Annotated in this window: 9 protein-coding genes and 1 pseudogene; 4 read left to right on the top strand and 6 right to left on the bottom strand. The window is 41.9% G+C overall.

Features of this window, described 5'->3' with window-relative positions; translation table 11 throughout:
- Positions 1-79: 79 nt before the first annotated feature.
- Entirely contained in the window at positions 80-793 is a 714-nt protein-coding gene (locus ACXAFK_RS06880) for an NUDIX hydrolase (RefSeq protein WP_474957232.1), read from the top strand.
- Between the two features lie 23 nt (positions 794-816).
- On the opposite strand, the gene ACXAFK_RS06875 is transcribed toward ACXAFK_RS06880, so the two are convergent.
- The 4 genes from ACXAFK_RS06875 to ACXAFK_RS06860 all read right to left on the bottom strand — a co-directional run bounded on the left by ACXAFK_RS06875 (position 817) and on the right by ACXAFK_RS06860 (position 10,595).
- Entirely contained in the window at positions 817-2,967 is a 2,151-nt protein-coding gene (locus ACXAFK_RS06875) for a family 43 glycosylhydrolase (protein WP_474957231.1), read from the bottom strand.
- A gap of 26 nt (positions 2,968-2,993) precedes the next feature.
- On the bottom strand, positions 2,994-5,696 hold the full coding sequence (locus ACXAFK_RS06870; RefSeq protein WP_474957230.1) for a DUF5695 domain-containing protein: 2,703 nt from the start codon (positions 5,694-5,696) through the stop codon (positions 2,994-2,996).
- 72 nt (positions 5,697-5,768) lie between these two features.
- Entirely contained in the window at positions 5,769-7,520 is a 1,752-nt protein-coding gene (locus tag ACXAFK_RS06865; RefSeq protein WP_474957229.1) for a DUF885 family protein, read from the bottom strand.
- 27 nt (positions 7,521-7,547) lie between these two features.
- Positions 7,548-10,595, bottom strand: a complete 3,048-nt coding sequence (locus ACXAFK_RS06860) for a beta-L-arabinofuranosidase domain-containing protein (protein ID WP_474957228.1) — start codon at positions 10,593-10,595, stop codon at positions 7,548-7,550.
- Between the two features lie 1,044 nt (positions 10,596-11,639).
- Here ACXAFK_RS06860 and ACXAFK_RS06855 point away from each other — a divergent pair.
- Positions 11,640-12,482, top strand: coding sequence for an AraC family transcriptional regulator (locus ACXAFK_RS06855; protein WP_474957227.1), 843 nt, complete (start codon positions 11,640-11,642; stop codon positions 12,480-12,482).
- Between the two features lie 93 nt (positions 12,483-12,575).
- Here the strand turns inward: ACXAFK_RS06855 and ACXAFK_RS06850 are convergent, their stop codons facing one another.
- Both ACXAFK_RS06850 and ACXAFK_RS06845 read right to left on the bottom strand, forming a co-directional pair.
- A complete protein-coding gene (locus tag ACXAFK_RS06850) occupies positions 12,576-14,174 on the bottom strand; it encodes a RagB/SusD family nutrient uptake outer membrane protein (protein WP_474957226.1) in 1,599 nt (532 codons plus the stop codon).
- A 12-nt stretch (positions 14,175-14,186) separates the two neighbouring features.
- On the bottom strand, positions 14,187-17,171 hold the full coding sequence (locus ACXAFK_RS06845) for a SusC/RagA family TonB-linked outer membrane protein (RefSeq protein ID WP_474957225.1): 2,985 nt from the start codon (positions 17,169-17,171) through the stop codon (positions 14,187-14,189).
- Positions 17,172-18,042: 871 nt separating this feature from the next.
- On the opposite strand from ACXAFK_RS06845, the gene ACXAFK_RS06840 reads away from it, so the two are divergent.
- Positions 18,043-18,273 carry a hypothetical protein gene (locus ACXAFK_RS06840; RefSeq protein WP_474957224.1) on the top strand — a complete coding sequence of 77 codons (231 nt, stop codon included), beginning with the start codon at positions 18,043-18,045 and terminating at the stop codon, positions 18,271-18,273.
- Positions 18,270-18,518 (top strand): annotated as a pseudogene (locus ACXAFK_RS06835) (single-stranded DNA-binding protein); the annotation flags it as partial. The gene ACXAFK_RS06840 and the pseudogene ACXAFK_RS06835, both read left to right, overlap by 4 nt.
- Between the last annotated feature and the right edge of the window lie 199 nt (positions 18,519-18,717).

The raw sequence follows: 18,717 nt of genomic DNA, 5'->3' as shown, positions 1-18,717 counted from the left end.
GGACCCATGCAATACCGGGTATTTGGAAAAAAATTAGCTTTAAAAATTAGAAACCACGAAAAATAACCAAGAAGCAACATTGACCAAAGACATCAACACTCAGCTCAATTTTTATCAGAAAGAAGATCAGGTCCTATTGGCCGTGGATTGTATCATTTTTGGTTTCGACAAAACCAATCTGAAAATTTTGTTGATTAAGCGGAATTTTGAACCTGAAAAGGGGAAATGGTCCCTGATCGGGGGATTCTTGAAAAAAAATGAAAATCTCGACCAAGCTGCAATACGGGTTCTGAACACCCTTACCGGATTGAGCGATATTTACATGGAACAGCTCTACACCTATAGCAAAGTGGACCGAGATCCTGGGCAGCGCACCATATCGGTGGCCTATTTTGCCTTGATCGATGTGGATTCCCATCAGTTTGACGGTATCCAGATCGAGTCGGCTCGCTGGTTCGATATGGATGAGGCCCCAGAACTGATCTTTGACCATAATGAAATGATCCGTAAGGCCATTTCAAGATTGCAGCGCAGGGCCATGACCATGCCCATTGGTTTTGAACTGCTCCCCGAAAAGTTCACCATGCGGCAGCTTCAAAACCTGTACGAGTCTATTTTGGACAAAAAACTAGATAAACGTAACTTTATCAACAAAATCAATTCTTTGGATGTGCTGGTAAAATTGGACGAAAAGGATATGACCGTTTCGCGCAAGGGTGCCTATCTGTATGTTTTTGATAAAGAGAAATACGAGAAAAAGGTGGAGGAAGATGGCTTCAGTTTTAAGCTATGATCTACGATCAAAGCTTGTGCCGATTAATCTTTTACCTTTGAAGGTCTTGTTTCCCCCATCAACTTTTTGATTTCATCTTCCGTCAAGGCATAGTCGTACATCTGCATGGATGCCATATAGCCCGAATAGTTCTCGCCCACATCCGAGGCCCCGATTCGTATTTTGGCAGCATCGACCTGTGAGGCAAGGGTCATAATTTGGGAATTGTCCAATTTTCCGTCCACATATATTTTCTCGACCACCCCGTCAAAGGTCAACACAATATGGTGCCATTCATTGAGCGAGGGAAGATTGTGGTATTTCATATCAAAATGGCCGTCCAAATGTGCTGCTGCCCCATAATGACCACTATTAAAATGCAAAGCATTGTACGAATTGGCCAGATTGAACCTGAACCTATCGCACCAGGACACCAAACACTCGTCTTCTTTAGCTATTTCAGGGTTTTTGACCCATGTGGCCACGGTAAAAGCACCGTTCCACTCGAGGCTTTTGGGAACAGGCACGTCCAAAACAAGTGCCCCTTTGGTGAAATGAAATGCCTTTACTCCTTCCCCATCTTCACTTACACTAATCTGTCCTTCTTTTTCAAAATTTCCGCCAATGTTCCCTTTGTTGGGCAAACTTTCAAAGTCTTCATCCAAGGAAACATCCTCTGCATCAATGGCCACCAATTTACCATTTGAACTTTTTGCCGCAGGACCTTCTTTTGATGGTTTGCTTTGCAATGACAAAGGAACTTCAAACTGTGAACCAAACACCTTGATGTTCCAAACCGCTGCATACAGACCCGTCTTTTCAACATCCAACACAGTAAGTTTTAAATAGCGGGCCTTGACATCATTGTCATCGATCATGGGGCTTCCCGGCATTTTGTTATCGGAACGGTCCGCATATAGTTTCCAGTTCTTTCCGTCTGTGGAATATTCCAGTTTGTATTGATAGTAGTACCCGGCAAACTCAAATTGCGTCATCACCCTTTTTATCCGGGTCGCTTTTCCCAAGTCAAGGGTCAAATGTTGCGGAAATGAATTGTTCCCAGCTTTCCACATGGTTGCATTGTGGTCGTCCGTGACAAAAGAAGGCTTGTAGGCAAAGTCGTATTGAAGCGATTGCAAATGGTAAAAGGAAGAGGCCGTGGCAGTGGCTTCCAGTGCCAAGTTCTTCGGAGCATTGGATTTTACCAAATGTTGAAGGTCCTTGCTCCCCGGAACCACCTTCCGTATGGTGGAATCGTTTTCAAAGACCATTTCATCCACAGTAACTTGCCGCGACAGACCTCCCCGTGTCATGGGATAATCATGCTTGTGGTACACGATGTAATCACGTCCGTTTTCCTCCAGCACCGAATGATGCCCAGGTCCATGAACGGTTCCTTCTTTATTGGTGCCAAGAATTGGATTGTTGGCGCCTGGAGTGAAGGGTCCGTAGGGGCTGTCGGAATAGGAATATCTCACATTGTAGGTTTCATCATGGCAGGAACCCCCGGAATACATCAAAATGTATTTGTCCCCTTTCTTCATCATATAGGCTGCTTCAAAAGGTTGTGGGGTCTCTTCCAAAGGAATGTTCTTTGCGTTGATCATCCTTGACATATTTCCGCTATCCAATTCGCCTACGGCATATCCACCATTATAGTGCACCCAAGTTCCCCAATAGGCATATATTTTACCATCGTCATCCTTAAAAAACTGTGCATCGAGAGATGGAAAACCTTTTCTGGGGTAGTTATGGGCAATCACCGGGGTATCATCCTTGTTCAATTTTTCCCACGGTCCCACAGGGGTATCGGACACATATCCATAGATATTGCACCCCGCCTGACAATTACCGAAATAGAGGTAGTATTTGCCATCAACCCCTTCAATGATGTCGGGAGCCCAAAAATTCCTAAGATTGACGGATTCCAAGGAGGGGACTTCCATCGTATAATTGTACCAATGCTCAAAATCCTTGCTATACCAAACGGTAGGAACCCCGGATGCCAACATTTCATTATCGGTGGTGGCGTAGATGTAATAGGTGTCCCCAAACTTCTTGATGGTGGGATCAGCAAAATATCCGGGAAGAATGGGGTTCACATCCGCGATAGGCAACCGACCCTTCTTTTCTTGACCAAAAACATGGCCAAAAGCCAAAATCAGTATAAGTATGTTCAGTACCCTATGTCCCATTTAATTCCCAAGCTTAATCCCTCTATTTACAGTTTGATTATAGTTTCTTTCTTATTCAACTCAATCTGGTATGCCCCCCTCACCTTTTTGAAAGGAAGTTCAGTATCGGTTCCGTCCACACGTAAATAAGCGTAAGGAGTATGCTCTGTCTTGCCATTCAAGGTCAAGGTCACCTCACCAGTACTGTCATTATAGGTCACTTTTTTAAACGACCCTGCATCCAAATTGACCCAAAGTTTTTTGGGCGCAATGAAAACCTTGGACTTTGCGGCCGTGGTCAATTCCATTTCCACCTCATCCCCTTTTTGGGACAAATTGCCTCCAAAGGCCAACCACCCCAAATCCTCATCTTTGACAAGGTAGGAAGAGGTGTTCACCGCATATCCGTAGAAACCGGAGCCATAATCCCCGGAAATGCCATCAATTTTAAGGGTTGATGGGTATGAATGGAACGCTGCCGGGCCAAACCCGTCTTGAGTGATATTGGAAATTCCGCCCAAAAGACCTCCGTAACCTACTTTCAACAAATACAGATCATCAGGTTTCTTTCTGAAGTGGCTCAGTACGGGAATTGCATTCAACGATGACCCATAATGGTGTATCTGCCGTTCCACACGGGAAGTTTTGCCCGCCTTTCCTCCATACAAAAAGTCCCAGTACCTCCTGGCATTACCGTTATAGCCCCAGTGTGGCATAGTGGGCATATAGGCCAAAATGGCATTCAGGGTAACCATCGCCTTTCGGTCATATCCGAAGTAATCGGACCACATATACACTTCCTCCTGTCCCGTGGAATCCCAAGGCATTTCACTGCCAAAAGGATAGTCCAAGGCCTTCCAGTGGTCTGCTCTTTCTTTCATCCGTTCTTCCAAATCGGTGGCCATCTCCGTAAGCCCTTCATTTTTCAAATCCTCCAAAATAAAGAGGAACACGGATCCTTCCATCTGCCCGAACTGGGCATAGTAGGGGGCTTTCTCCACCATGGCAATACTGGTGTGGTAGGCATTTTCCAAATACCAGTCCCAACCACGGTTGTCCACCAGTCCCTCATGATAACGGGACAAACGGTACATGACCCAATAGGCTGCCGCCACGTGCGGATAATTGTACGATCTTCCCGGATCGTTGGCATGCTTGTGGTCCCAGGCGGCCCAAGTATTGTAATTAATCTTGTCGCTGTACGTTCCCTTCGGCAAAGAGTCGGGTTCGTAGTAGAACACACTTTTCTTCACTCCATACTTTAGAGGGCCTTCATTATATTGAATGCCTCCCCAAAGGGTTTCATCGACAAAGGCTTGTAATTTTTGAATCTCTTCTTTGTCGGGCTGCACCAACTGCTTCATAACGGCTGCCAACCAACTGCCGGCCCCACCTTCATCGCTCAATCCACTGATCCAGACCCTTCCGTCCTGCACCACCTTTTCTTTTTTCTCATAATCATAACTAATGGCCGAAGGATTGCGTCCAAAAGGGTCGTTGGGGTCATCGAACCATTGTTCCGTGGTCAAAAAATGTCCAAAATCCTTGATAACCTCTGTCTCCGGTTTGATAATCTTATAGTTGATGGTCTGCACCACTCCATCATCATAATTTATGGTGAGTCTTGCCCTTCCCCATTTTTTTCCGTGGACACTATATTTTTTCTTGCCGGATGGCGTAGTGCCCTCTTCTTTGATATCCAAAGCACCTTTTGGCTCTACATCCATGGAAGCAATGCCACTTTTGTAATGTATGAACAATTGGGCATTGACGTCTTGGGGCAATACATAACCAGGCACTCCGACTGCCACGGGACGTTCTTCTTCCACCAAAGTCTCCTGAATATTTTTAATCCCTTCAGAAAGGACAAATTTCAAGGAAAAGCTTTTCGTTTCCTTGGGCTGTAGAATGAGCGAGGTAGGCTCGTTCCACTGCTCCACACCTTTCCATTCTTTCTCTGCGTAGGCCTTGCTGTGGACCATCCACTCGTGAAAACCTTCAAAAACGATACTCTTCGGGGTGGGATCGTCCAGTAAAGGTCTGTACGCCTCAAAGGCCATGTTCTCTTTGGGCAACACCATTAGTGCCGGGCCGCTGCCACTCAATCTTTTTACTTCCAAGTAACCTGCATCTTTTCCAATGTAGGGATCAAAAAATACATTTTGCGCATGGGTCTCCGTCAATGATTTCCCTTCAAGGATGTTGTTGAAGATCATCGGGATGCCCAATGCCCCAATTTCCAAGGGCGTATTTTGTTTGTTGGTGATCTCAAAACGCATCACCAATTGCTCATTGTCCAATTCATAATACCGCTTCACCGAAACCGGAATGTCACCAGGCAAGGTGTTGGCCAAATCGGCACTAGCAAGCACATTTCCACTGACCTCCAAAGGTTTTACGGCTGCACGGCTGGTAGCGGTGGAATAATTTTTCCATATACCGTGGGCATTCTTTATCCTTAGGTTGATGTCGCCAAGGTGATAAAGACTGTCCTTGTCCCTGACCTCAAGACGTTCCCCGGGGGTGAAGTCAAAATAAGGCTGGCTGTTGGGCCTTAGTGCGGCAACGGTTTGGGATGCCTTCACCAATTTTAACTGAAATTCTGGGGTGTTGAATTTTTGATAGACATCGGCAATGCCCAAGGTCGATTCCCTGTTTTCCACCCTGCTCCAATAGTTGCGTTGTGCTTCCACTTTTGATAGGGTCACAAAACAAAATGCCGATACCATCCAATACTTTACATGCTTCATTTTCGTCTAGTTTGATTTTTGGGGGAAGTGTCCGTTGAAACCTCCCCAATCTTTAAAATAATCTGTAGGTTCCTAATTGAACGCTGCGGAAAACTTCCACTTGGTTTTATAGTTTTTGTTCAGCGGCAGGTCCTGCAAAACACTGCGAAGGAGCTCCACTGGCATTCTTCCTTCTTGCATTACCCGATCGTGAAATTGTTTTTCTGTCCATCCCTTTTCCAACATTTCGTTCCGGAGCGCGTAAAATTGGAGGCCGCCCGTCATATAGGCCAATTGGTATAGTGGTGGGTAGTTAGTGGTGAAGGAACGCCTCACCTCCGCTTCCGCATTGGCATTTTCATGTCCCACTTCATCCACCAAAAGGGCAATACATTCCTGTGGGGTCATTTCACCTAAGTGGAATTTGAGAGAGAAAATAATCCGTGCACACCTATGGATCCTCCAGAACAGCATTCCGAGTTTCTGCTCAGGGGTCTGTGGAAAATCCTTGTTCCACAAGACAATTTCCCAGTATAGAGCCCATCCTTCTGTCCAAAAAGGAGAGGAAAAAGCCCTTCGGTAGCTTTTATGGCGACTGGTCATAAAATATTGCAGGTTGTGTCCAGGCAACAATTCGTGCTGAACGGTAGGGAAAGAGAAATTGGGGTTGTTTCCACGCATGCTCATCAACTTGTCGTCGTGGTCCATTTCCATAGTCGGGTAGGAAATGATAATGTCCCTTCCCCCTAAAAAGAATGGATTGACCTTCTGTCTTTCGGGGCTCATCATTTTCATGCCCCAGGTTTCCTTGGCCAAATCCGGCAAGGTGATCAACCCCTTCTCTTCTATAAAATCCACGGAATGGGAATAAAGGTCCATGATGGCCTGTGGTTGCTCCCCGGCCGGAACGTAGGTGTTCTTCACGTGTTCCAGGGCCTTTTTCCAGTCATCGCCATACCCCAATTCACGGGATGCCTTTATCATTTCATTTTTGCACCACTCAAATTGCTCCTCGGCAGTTTTTATGAGTTCGGTGGGCGTGTAGGGAATAAATTCCATGGCAAGGCTTTCATTCAGTGCGTCTTCCCCAATGGGCTTGCCAATGATACCACTGCCATCGTCCTTGACACTGTTCTGTGAATAATTATTTTTAAGGAATTCGGCATAAGCGGTCAACTTTTCGTTGAGTTTTTTATAGGGTTTTTCCACCCACCATGTAAAGTCGGGGTCGTAGCCATAATAAAAGTTATATGCTTCCTCCAATCCCCTTTGCAATGAAAGTACAACGGTCGAGGCTTTGTCCGCAGTTTGCCAATCTTTAAAGGGTTTTGATTTCCACGATTCCATTTCCGAATCAATGGTTTTGGTGGCATTCTGAAATAGCTGTGCCAAATTTTTGGCGTCCGGCTTTTTGCCCCTGCGACGTTCTTGGATAAACGGAAAGATGTCCTTGACAAAATGGCCTACTTCATCAACTTCCTTGAAGGCATTGTAATCTTGGTTCAAAAAATATTCCCCTTTGGTCACCAAGTTCTTTAGAAGAACATAATCCACCTTCCCCTGTTGGGATAAGGAACCAAAGTCGATACCTGCCATTTTCTTTTGCCAGTCGGAATAGAATTTGGAGAAGCGCTGATAGTACTCTTCGGATTCGTCAACGATGTAGGTTCGGTCCAAGGCCCAGTTGTCAGCTTCGAACTCTGTGACAAGATCGGCCAATTTACTGTTCTGCGCAGTTGCAAAGACACCTATCAAGGTCATGGCCACCACTCCTATTTTTTTAAAATCCATATTGCTCATGTTTCGTTTTTCCGTTTCTACCTGAAGGTAGTGATTGGTTTTCATTGTGTCGGTTTCATTAATGGAACGGACCTATTTCAGCGTCACATCCAAATAGACCGAATGACGCCCGTAGGTCTCATAAAACGGTTTATAGACCACTCCGTCAATGATAAACTCCAGAGCCTTTGGGTCACCTTTGATAGTTCTTCCTAAATCCTTGGCATCCAGGGTCACCTTGCGCCATTCATTTCGTGGTTCAGTTTCTTGGGCCACCAACAAAATGGGACCATAAAAAAGGCTTGCGATGTTTTGTTGATCCATTACTGGATCCAAATGGAATTGGAACGGCATTTTTATATCGATCGTATCACCATCCTTCCACTTGCGGCTCAGGGTAAGGTAGGTTCCTGGCTTCGCCTCGACTTTTTCTTCCTTACCGTTCACTTTCACATAAAAACCTTTGGTCGCCCACTGTGGCACTCGGATATTGAGATCAAATTTTCCTTTCCCCTTTATGGTCAATTGGGTATTGTCTTCTTTTGGGAAAGCGGTTTTTTGTTCAATAGTGATGTCCTTTTCGCCCCATTCCAAAGTGGAAGGAACGAAGAGATTGACAAAAAGTGCACTGTTGTCCCTGCTTTTGAAATAAATGGAATTCTGGAGCTTGGTGCTGCTCTCCAAAGCGGTGCCATTGCAGCAGGTAAACCCGGTCATTTCAGGGTTCCCAAATCTTTTCACGGATCCAGGCCTCAATGGCACGTGATAGGTATTGGCCGGACTGTCCTCGGCCACAGAGGCAAGGATATGATTATAAAGCCCGCGTTCGTAATAGTCCATCAATTCGGTACGCTGGTCAAAAAGAAACAGGTTTTTAGTCAATTTCAGCATATTGTATGTTGCGCAGGTCTCATTTTGTCCTCCGGATGAAAACCCGTTTTCGTACAATGAGGCCGGTTGGGCGATAAAGCATTCTGCATTCGTAGGATTCCTTGCTCCGGCCACCCCGCCTATGCTGTACATATAATCGTTCTTGGCCTTGAACCAAAAATTGTCGGCCACATGATAATATTCAGGGGATTCCGAATCGCGGTAGATTTCCAACGCTCCCACAATTTGGGGAATGTGCTGATTGGCGTGCAATCCACGGAAAGAGTCCACGTTTTTGGCCAATCCGTGTGAATGTTCCGCATCACCAAAAAACATTTTGATATTGTCAAACAATTGGGCCACTTTGAGGTAGCGGGGTTCATCGGTGATCCTGTCCAAACGGGCCATGGCTTCGTTCATCCCTCCAAACTCCCCTGCAATGTACCTGTTCCACATACTGATCAAGGTTTCTGTGGGCAACTGGTTCAATCGGGCATACACCCAATCGCCCATTCCCTTGGCGACTTGCAAAGCTTTCTTATTTCCACTGACCTCATAGACATCCATTAAACCTGCCAATATTTTATGTAAAGTGTAATATGGGGCCCAAACTTGGGTTGATTGCGTACCATAAGTTGCCCCTTTTTCCAGCATGATGAACTGATCAGGTGGATAGGCACTTATAAAACCTTCACCCCAGTTCCAGTAATCGGTACGGATACCATTTTCGCTCAAATCGGAATCATAGGTCGATTTACCCGGACCTGGAGGGACCGCCGTTGGGTCGGACACATATTCTCCTTCGGATTTTTGGGGCCTACCTGACAACTGCGAAAGCTCATACAGCACTTTCACCATGTAGTCCATCTTGTTCGCAAAGTTGGCCTGCAATTCCTTGTCATAACCTGTACTGGCATAAGCCTGCGCAATGGCAGTAAGGTAGTGTCCCGTAGCATGGCCCCGTAATTTGGTTTCCTGACTGTCCCAGACACCCAATGGTTTTGCTCCTTCGGGCTGTTGTTGTCCAAAGGCATTTCGGAACATATAGAGGAAGGAATCCGGATTGGTCTGTGCCAATGTGTTGATAAACTTGTCACGATTTTCAATAAATTTTGTTTGTTGACCGTGGGCATCAGTGTTGAGTGTGACTTGGTCCAACCCAAAAACATCCAATTTGAGCCTTGGTGTACCCGATTCCTTGCTTGCTTTTACCGTAATCCGGGCCTTGGGTTGAAAATCCGTTCCGGAAACCCTACCGGTAACCACATAGCTTCCCGTTTTGGTCACCTGGGCATTATCAGTTGGAGATGGCCATAGGACCCTAACCATCGGACCTTTGATTCCATCGCGATATGTTCCTTTTACATAACGTGGTAACCGTGGCAAGAAGCCCAGTTCCGTTTCCTCATCAACATCGGACACTCCTGTCAAATATTCATTGTACAATTGAGAATCATCAGACGAAAATTTTGGTAGGTCGTCCTCAGGCTTTTCCCTGCCAACCGCTGTATCCCCACCTTTGAGAGCCGTATGTTGAATTCTCGACACCTGCTTTTCACTCAGTGGAATCCTATACAGCCTAAAATCGTGAATCTTTGCATTGAGATATGGATTTCCGGATACAATAGATTTTCCTATGTAGAGTAAATTCTCATGAGTAAATATATTCTCCAATTCTATACCCACATTTTCAACCTTGCCAGTCTCTTTTCCATTTACCAGAAGACGTATGGTTTTTGATGAAACATCAAAGACCAAGGCAAGATGAATCCATTGGTCCGTTTCAATTTTCAGATTCGGGGATAACACCTCATATTCAGGTTCGTCATCCAAAATAACTTGCGTTTGGAATCCAGCTTGTTCTTTGGTGCCAAACGGGGCAACAAAAAAATGAGTCCTATCATCCTTTCCAAAATCAAAGAGTAATTGACCGGGCTCCATGGAATGAAAATTGACCCAAGTTACAATACTTAAGGATTCTTCATTTTGCACAGATTCACCTGGTATGGAGACATAGGATTTCCCATCACCTGGAATTGAAAGCACTTTTTTAAATTGTTTATCATCCTTGAATTCTATCCCTCCGTAAACCCTTGCATGTAAATTATTTCTAGACCAATCTTTGGCATCACCATCAAAAATATATCTTGCAATCATTCCGGTTTCGCCAATTCCATCCAAAATTTGGTTACCTTCCTGAGCATGAACCAAACACATTTGCATGGTCAACAGAAACAATACTGCTCCGACATAAAACTTTTTTAATTTCATAATAACTTCTTTTTCTCCTATAATTTAACTTCCTATGAAGGCAAATCCATATCCCTCAAAGGTTCGACAAATTGTTCTTACTTTTCCTTTCATCAAAGAAACCTTCCAGAATTGACCCCATTGAGGTAAATGACTAGCCCAGTATCCTTACAGGCCTCATCGGTGCATCAGAAAAACAAATGGCATCAATATGACCTAGGCTATGAAGGGTTTTTCCAAAATCAACATTATATTTAAAGTCACTCATGTCCAACAATCTAAATTCAATTTTTTTTCCTATTCAAATAACCATTTGGCCACTCCGTTATGCCGAATCAGTTCATATGTTTTCTATCCGCGTGATTCTCTCCTATACATTTTTTACCTTCAACAATTAAATTGATATACTATAGAAAACTGAAATGTTTTACCCAAGATTAATTCTATATGAAATCATGACCTCACCCAGAAACAATAACCCCAGAGAAATTCCTTTTGATACTCCGATAAATTCCCTTAATAAAGGATGAACCAAATTTTACAAGTATAAAAAATACACTTATTTTTTTGACAATAGTTCCCATAGTATAATTACGTATAAAACTATAGATAATGCCTGGATGAGTACATATCCAAATTATCAAAAATTGATACTATATTACCCAAACCACCTATTATATTGAATTTATCATAAAAATATAATAACAAACAACAGTGTAAAACTTCTAACGAACTCTATCCAATAGGGTCTCAAGAGGCTTACGAAACATCTAGGGCATTCATACCTTTATATTACTTTACGAAAGCTACTTCCCAGTAAGGAATGTTAAACGGAGTTATGGTGTTATCCCACCTTATTCTTCAACTTACATAGGAAATCACCTCTCGATAGTGAATTTTGAGACTCAAGGAGCGAGTACATTGACAACCCACCAAAACAAACCGTGTTTAGAATTCAAGAACTTCTTCTAAAATTTTATGAATACAACTTAATTTTAACTAATATTATACTATATTATCCTAAATTTTAATTAAAACACTTATCACGGTGAAATTAGATGAATAATGAAAGTACTTCCATTTAAAATACCAAAACCTAAAGATGAGGCCTTGGTTTATCAAGTGGATCATGAGCCTGTTTTTTATGATCAGCTGCATCAGCATGCTGAAATCCAAATCAGCTACATTGCAAAGGGCACTGGCTCTCTAGTCGTTGGTGACTCTATTAGTGATTTCAAAGAGGGAGATATTTTGGTTATTGGAGGATATGTTCCTCATGCTTTTAAGAGTGATTTATCTAATGAGTCTAAATCCTTGATGCATACCCTTTTTTTTGACATCAACTCCTTCGGCAAGGAATTCTTCAGTATTTCCGATTTGTCCAAAACAAAAGAATTCTTTAAAAAATCTGAACTTGGTATGCGGGTCATTTCCAATTCCACATCCATTATACGCGAGTTCAATAAATTAAAGAATCAGAACAATATTGAACAAATTGCTACCCTTTTACTCATTATGAGTCACATTACAGAATCTAAAACCGTACCTCTATCTTCATTTGTTTACCGTAGGTCATTATCCGACAACGAAGGCAAAAGAATGAACGATGTTTTTAAATATGCCATGGATCGATACCATGACTCCATAAGGTTGGAAGAGATAGCCAATGTTGCCAATATGAGTAAAAATGCTTTTTGCCGTTATTTTAAAAAGCGTACAAATAAAACATTTTTCCAGTTTCTAATTGAAATACGGATTGAGAAAGCGTGCAAGCTTATTTTGAACAATCCAGAATTGTCCATTTCTATGATATCTAATCAGTGTGGCTTTAACAATATTGCCAACTTCAATAGGAAATTCAAGGCTTTAAAGGGGTGCTCCCCAACCCAGTTCAAATTACAGTTCTAAATCATATAAAAAAGCGGATAGGAAGAACCCCCATCCGCTTATACACTAGCCACAAACTCAAACAATGATACTAAAATATTTTAATCTATTAAATCAATAACCAGGATTCTGTTTAAGATTGGTATTGGTATTGAGCTCTTCCAATCCAATCGGAAATAGTGTTGTATATTCTCCTTTGGGAATATGATTATACCAGTTTTTGGTCTGATACACTCCGAATCGAATCATATCGCTCCTTCTTCTGGCTTCTGCCGCAAACTCCCATCCTAGTTCGTCTAAAAAACGCCCATAAGGCACAGCAGATTGATCACCTAGTTCATCAATCGTTCCATCTTCAGCCAAGGTACCGTATTGCACCGTGGTATCTCCTTCAAGCTCGGCACCCGTAACAGTAGCTTCTGCAGGGCTTTCAAAGGAACGCATACGGACCTGGGTCACAATTGCAGCTGCTTCATCACTATTATTGGTTCTTAGCAATGCTTCTGCTTTCATCATTAGCACATCAGTATACCTCAAAAATGGAAAATCCACGCTAAGGCCTCCCGTTGCACCTGATTCTATCTCATATTTACCACAACGGAAACCATCAGTAAAATCACAATCATATATACTTGGCATTTCTTTTCTCAAAGTCATTACAACACTGCCATCGGAGGCATTCAATTGATCTCCCATCAACCACGTATCTTCTAAGCGTTTATCATTAGGGTTATAACTATCAATAAACTGAGGGTTACAACTTGATCCTCCCCATGGTTGCGCCTGCATATCAAAAACCAATCTATGATCTGGTAATAACATTTTCATGTGGGCATTCCATTGGCCCGCAAAGATTTGATCATAAGGTATGGCAAAGACCATTTCAGGGTTTCCTTGATTCTCTGTACTGAAAATATCTGAATAGTTTGATGACAATTCAAATGCTCCACTGTCAATAATCGTATTACATGCTTCTACCACCTTGTCCCACTGGGCAGTCCCCGTATAAACCTCTGCATTGAGATAAACCTTGGCCAACACATGATATGCAGCCCATTTGGTCATACGTCCGTAAGTAGATTGATCCACCGTTTCGGTTAGATTTGGGATTACCTCCAACAACTCGGTTACTATAAAATCATATACCTCAGTACGTTGACTCTGCACAGGTAATTCATCGCTGTAACTGGCTATTATCGGAACATTTCCATGAGTATCCACTAGCATTGAATAATATAGGGCTCTTAGTGCTCTCATTTCTGCAACAATGGAAGCCGCTTGCTCTTCACTTACAGGAAGTTCTTCCGATTCTATCTGCAAAATTACCCTGTTGGCACTATTTATCCCATTAAAACAGTTAATCCATGTGTTTCGTGGCTGCCATTGAGTCTCCGTCCATTCATGAAAGTGCATTCTTTTGTACGTTCCGCCATCGTCCCACCCATTGGGTCTGGTCGGGGTAACAAACATATCACCTGGTTCTTCTTGTAAATCAAAATATCCTTGCCATCCCATAACATATCGCATTGGTGTATAGGCAGAAGCCATTACCGAAATAATATCGGACTCAGATGGTGTAAACGACGACTCGGTCACTTCAGAGTACACCTCTTCTTCCAAATCAGTGCACGCCACAGGTAAGAATAGTAAACCTGTAAAAAGGGTCAAAAGTTTTATTTTAAGTGAAATCACTTTATCCGTTAAATTTTTCATAATCTTATTTTTTTAGAATGTGAAATTGATGCCTAAGGTGAATGTTCGAATTGATGGGTATTTGTCCCTCTCGTCATTACCAGGAGACAGCCCGTTTCTATTCACTTCAGGGTCAATCCCTTTGTAACCGGTTATAGTAGCTAAATTGAGGCCTGATGCATAAATTCGGAATGTCTGCGCAAATTTAATGGCATCCTTTGGCAAGGTATACCCCAAAGTCACGTTATCTAATTTTAAGAAGTCTCCATCTTCCACATAGTAACTTACAAATCGCTGAACATCTTGTAGTACGGCTTTACCATATACCAAATCGTAGGCAGAGTCCAAAGTATTGTAACTTATTGTTGGGTTTTCATAGAACATTCGCGAAAAGTTCAATATCTGATAATCCAAAGCTCCTCTCAAATTTACCATAAGGTCCCAATTCTTATACTTAACCGTGTTGTTCCAGCTATAGTAAGCTTTTGGAAGTCCATTACCTAAGATTTGTCTATCATCATTAGTAGCTTCAGTTGCTGGAACAAGGGAACCATCTGGTCTTTCAATAATCCAAATCCCATCATCTGTAATATCCACACTCTTTAAGCCATAAAAGTTACCAATGGGTTGACCTTCCTGTACCCGGTGGGTACTGATTTGAATTGGTTCACCGGTATATCCCTGGTCAAAAAAATCATTGGTCAATTGGAACTCATCGTTGGAAAGTGACACAATTTCGTTGGTATTGGTCGAATAAGTTAAATTCGCCGTCCAATCAAAATCATTTGTTTGGACCGGAGTAACGTTCAACAAAAACTCTACTCCTGTATTTTTGATTTCTGCTACGTTGGCCGCTATAGTTCCAAAAAAGTATGGAGGTGTTGGTACACTATAGTTGAATAATGCATCTTTGGTAGTCCTATTATAGTAATCAACAGAACCATTGATACGTCCATCGAAGACACCAAAATCCAATCCTAAATTGAACTCTTCTTTTTTCTCCCAACGTAAGTTCGGATTGGCATTTCGTGAAGGTATTAACTGTCTTACCCATTGACCATTGTTTAAAAAGTAATCCCCATAAGTAAGCCCACTCAAAGATTGATAGTTAGAACCAGCATTGATCCCTGTTACCCCGAAACCAGTCCTTAGTTTTAAGTTTGACAGCCATTCCCAGTTTTCAGCAAAAGATTCTTGATTTACTCTCCAACCTAAAGAAATTCCAGGGAAATTACCCCATTTGTAGTCCTCGCCGAAACGTGATGAACCTTCTCGACGCAAACTGGCCATAAGCAAATACCGGTCATCATAGTTATAAGTAACCCTGGAGAAAAATGCAATTAACTTATCAGAGTCCTTATAACTACCCATTCCAGCTTCTCCCAATTGAAGACCTTGACCACTACCTAAATTATTATAGGTAAAACCATCCGTTGGAAAACGACGGTTGGTAGCCCAAAATCCTTCATTTGTGTTATCTTCATAATTATAGCCGACCAATCCCGTGACCTTGTGCTTACCAAAGCTATTGTCATAGTCTACCGTAAACTGACCATAGTTCCCAACATAATCATCCGTTCCCCTTGAAGCGAAGCCATCCTGACCATTTTTAGTGGTGGAAACGTGATTCTTTGTTTGATAAAAACCTCTGATATTTGAATTTCCCTTACGGGTAAATAGACCTTTTACCGTAACATGGTCCCCAAAATCATAGCTCAAAGAAAAATCAAAACGCGTATTTCTATACCTATTCTGACCTATGGTTTCCTGTATATAGGCCAATGGATTGTCATAGAAATAAACATCTCTTTCATACCAGCTTCCATCATCATTATAAATGGGCTCAGTAGGATTCCTAATTATTGCCTGCCTATATATATAAGGATTAAAACTAGTACCATCACCTAGGGCATTAAAGGTCTGTTCACTCAAGATTACGCCGATATTGGCCTTTAAACGGTTATCGAACATAGCATGATTCACATTAACTCTAGCCGTGTGCTTTTTATTATCCGATTTAAGAAATATCCCCTCGATATCGCGGTAATTTAAAGAGGCTGTCATATTGGAAGTTGAATTTCCTCCCCTGAAAATAAGGTTATGTACCTGGCTGAAGGCATCTCGGGTAATGGCATCCACCCAATCCGTATTTGCACCAAAATCCTGAACATTGGCCCCATTATAAGTATATCCTTCATCAAGCTTTTGTCTTAGTTCATTGCCATTTAAGAAATTCATTCTATTTGCAATGGTCGACATCGATGCATATCCATTATACTCGATGGTTGATTTCATATCGTTGGTACCTTTTTTTGTAGTTATAATGATCACACCATTTGTACCTCGAGTACCATAAATAGCGGTTGCCGATCCATCCTTAAGAACATCAATGGATTCAATATCTTCTGGTGCTACAGTATTTAAACTTCCAGGGACACCATCAACCAATACCAAGGGGTTGGTACCACCCAAGATGGAAGAGGACCCCCTTAAATTAATCTGAGTTCCCTCTGTAGGGTCTCCCGAAGGCGCAGAAACAGATAGACCGGCAACCTTACCTTGAATAAGTTGTGCCGCATCCTTAACGTTTCCTTGAACAAAATCTTCAGATTTTACAGTCGCCACAGAGCTTGTTACGTCTGCCCTTTTTTGAGTACCATAACCTATAACCACAACTTCGGACAACTGCTGCAAATCTTCTTTTAATACAACATCAACCACTGTATTACCCAGTACCGATACTTCTTGGTTCAAAAATCCCAAATATGAAAATACCAGTATTACTCCTGATTGCGAGGCACTTATTTCGTAATTACCATCAAAGTCGGTTGTAGTACCGTTAGTAGTACTCTTTTCTACTACAGCTACACCGGCAATAGGAATTCCCTGATCATCCGTTACCTTGCCAGTAATGGTTTGTTGGGAGAATGCAACTTGTCCGACCAGAAGGCAAAACACGGAATACAAGAGCTGTTTTTCTTTCAATAATCTATTGAATAATGAGCTTACCAATTTCATAATACATCTTTAGTTTTTTGAGTTAATTGCATGTAAAAACATATACTTCCAACATTCCTATTATAAATGTTAAATTTTATAAGTGTTTTTTTTGCACTTGTAAATTTATAATTTTTCACAAGAATATTTAATAACATATTACCCTAAGCTAGTACTTTATTGACCTATAAGCTTTAAATAATACTCTATATGAGCTATATATACCATCTAGCGACATTAAAAAATGTATACAGGGGAAATCAACTAAATAAATTTTACCTACTTATTCATCAATTTATTAATGTTTCTAATATTTGATTTTGATGACAATACTGTTTGCTTAATGTACTTTACTACCATATCTATTAAAAGTCTTCAAGCAATAAACTGTACAAATGAGAACGGCACCCCTATCTAATCATTTGAAAAGTATATCCAAATTAAGATCTTAGGATTCTATTAGTTATATAACTATATCTTTAGATTTAAAACTGAATTCATAGTGTTTTTGTTTGAGTATTCTTGTTCTTTTAATACTGACATAAACTACAGCCTCTCCTCTATTCCCTTCCTTTCCAATTCTTTGAATTGCCCAAGTCTCCTATCGACTCTAACAAATCATTACTTTCAAGTTTTAAGCAGATTGTATAGTTTCAACCCTCCCTAATCTTCATTTGGGCCGCTTCCATGACATATAAACTTCTCCTGTTTCGTCATTGATGTTCCTAACTAAGTCAGCCGCCCTCCTTTTTTGGGTGGCAAAACAACAGCATCCCTTCCTGTAGCCGGCATAAAGCCAGACCCCTCCCCTTCGGAGGGGTTTCTTTTTTATACGGCTCCCACAGAAAGGGATGCTGTACCCCATTTAGCATCAAAAAAAAAGGTGACAGCGATGGCGCTACTGGAAGTAAATCAAATACCACAAACCATGAAATCGTACACATCCCATGTATCGGAAGCAGCACAAAACCTTCTAAAAAAGGAAGACGCTCCAGATACCATAAGTAAATCAGTTTCCTGTGGCTCTTCTATTTATGCTGCTGGGAATGTGGCTCAGCTTTTAAATCAAGAGTTCAATTATTTTTTAACAGCCCTATTTGGGCATAAATCCTTTCAATCATGAGTAATTTCAGAAATCATGTTCAGTTAATCGGAAATGTGGGGGAAGACCCCAAGATCACCCTCCTCGATGGAGGACGTAAAGTGGCCCGTTTTCCCATGGCCACCAATGAGTACTACACCAACAACCAAGGGGAAAAGATCCAGAACACCGACTGGCACCAGGTCGTGGCCTGGGGCAAGACCGCCGAAATCCTAGAAAAGTACTCCACCAAAGGCAGCGAAATCGGCGTGCAAGGTAAGATCATAACTGGACCATCCATATTTTTATAAGTTAATGTAAATCAAAAACTAACACTAATATTTTAAATCCTGTACACCTTATTGCACATTTTTGTATAGATTGAGTATAAGTACATGTCCTCCAGAGAATAAAACCAGAGAATAAAAATAGTCAAAACCGTACAAAAAGTACCAAATATTTTATAACTAAATCCACATTATGTAA

Source organism: Flagellimonas sp. ABD4_174, from assembly GCF_056160185.1.
Note: the sequence above shows the minus strand (reverse complement) of the source record. Positions and strands in the feature narration are given on the sequence as shown.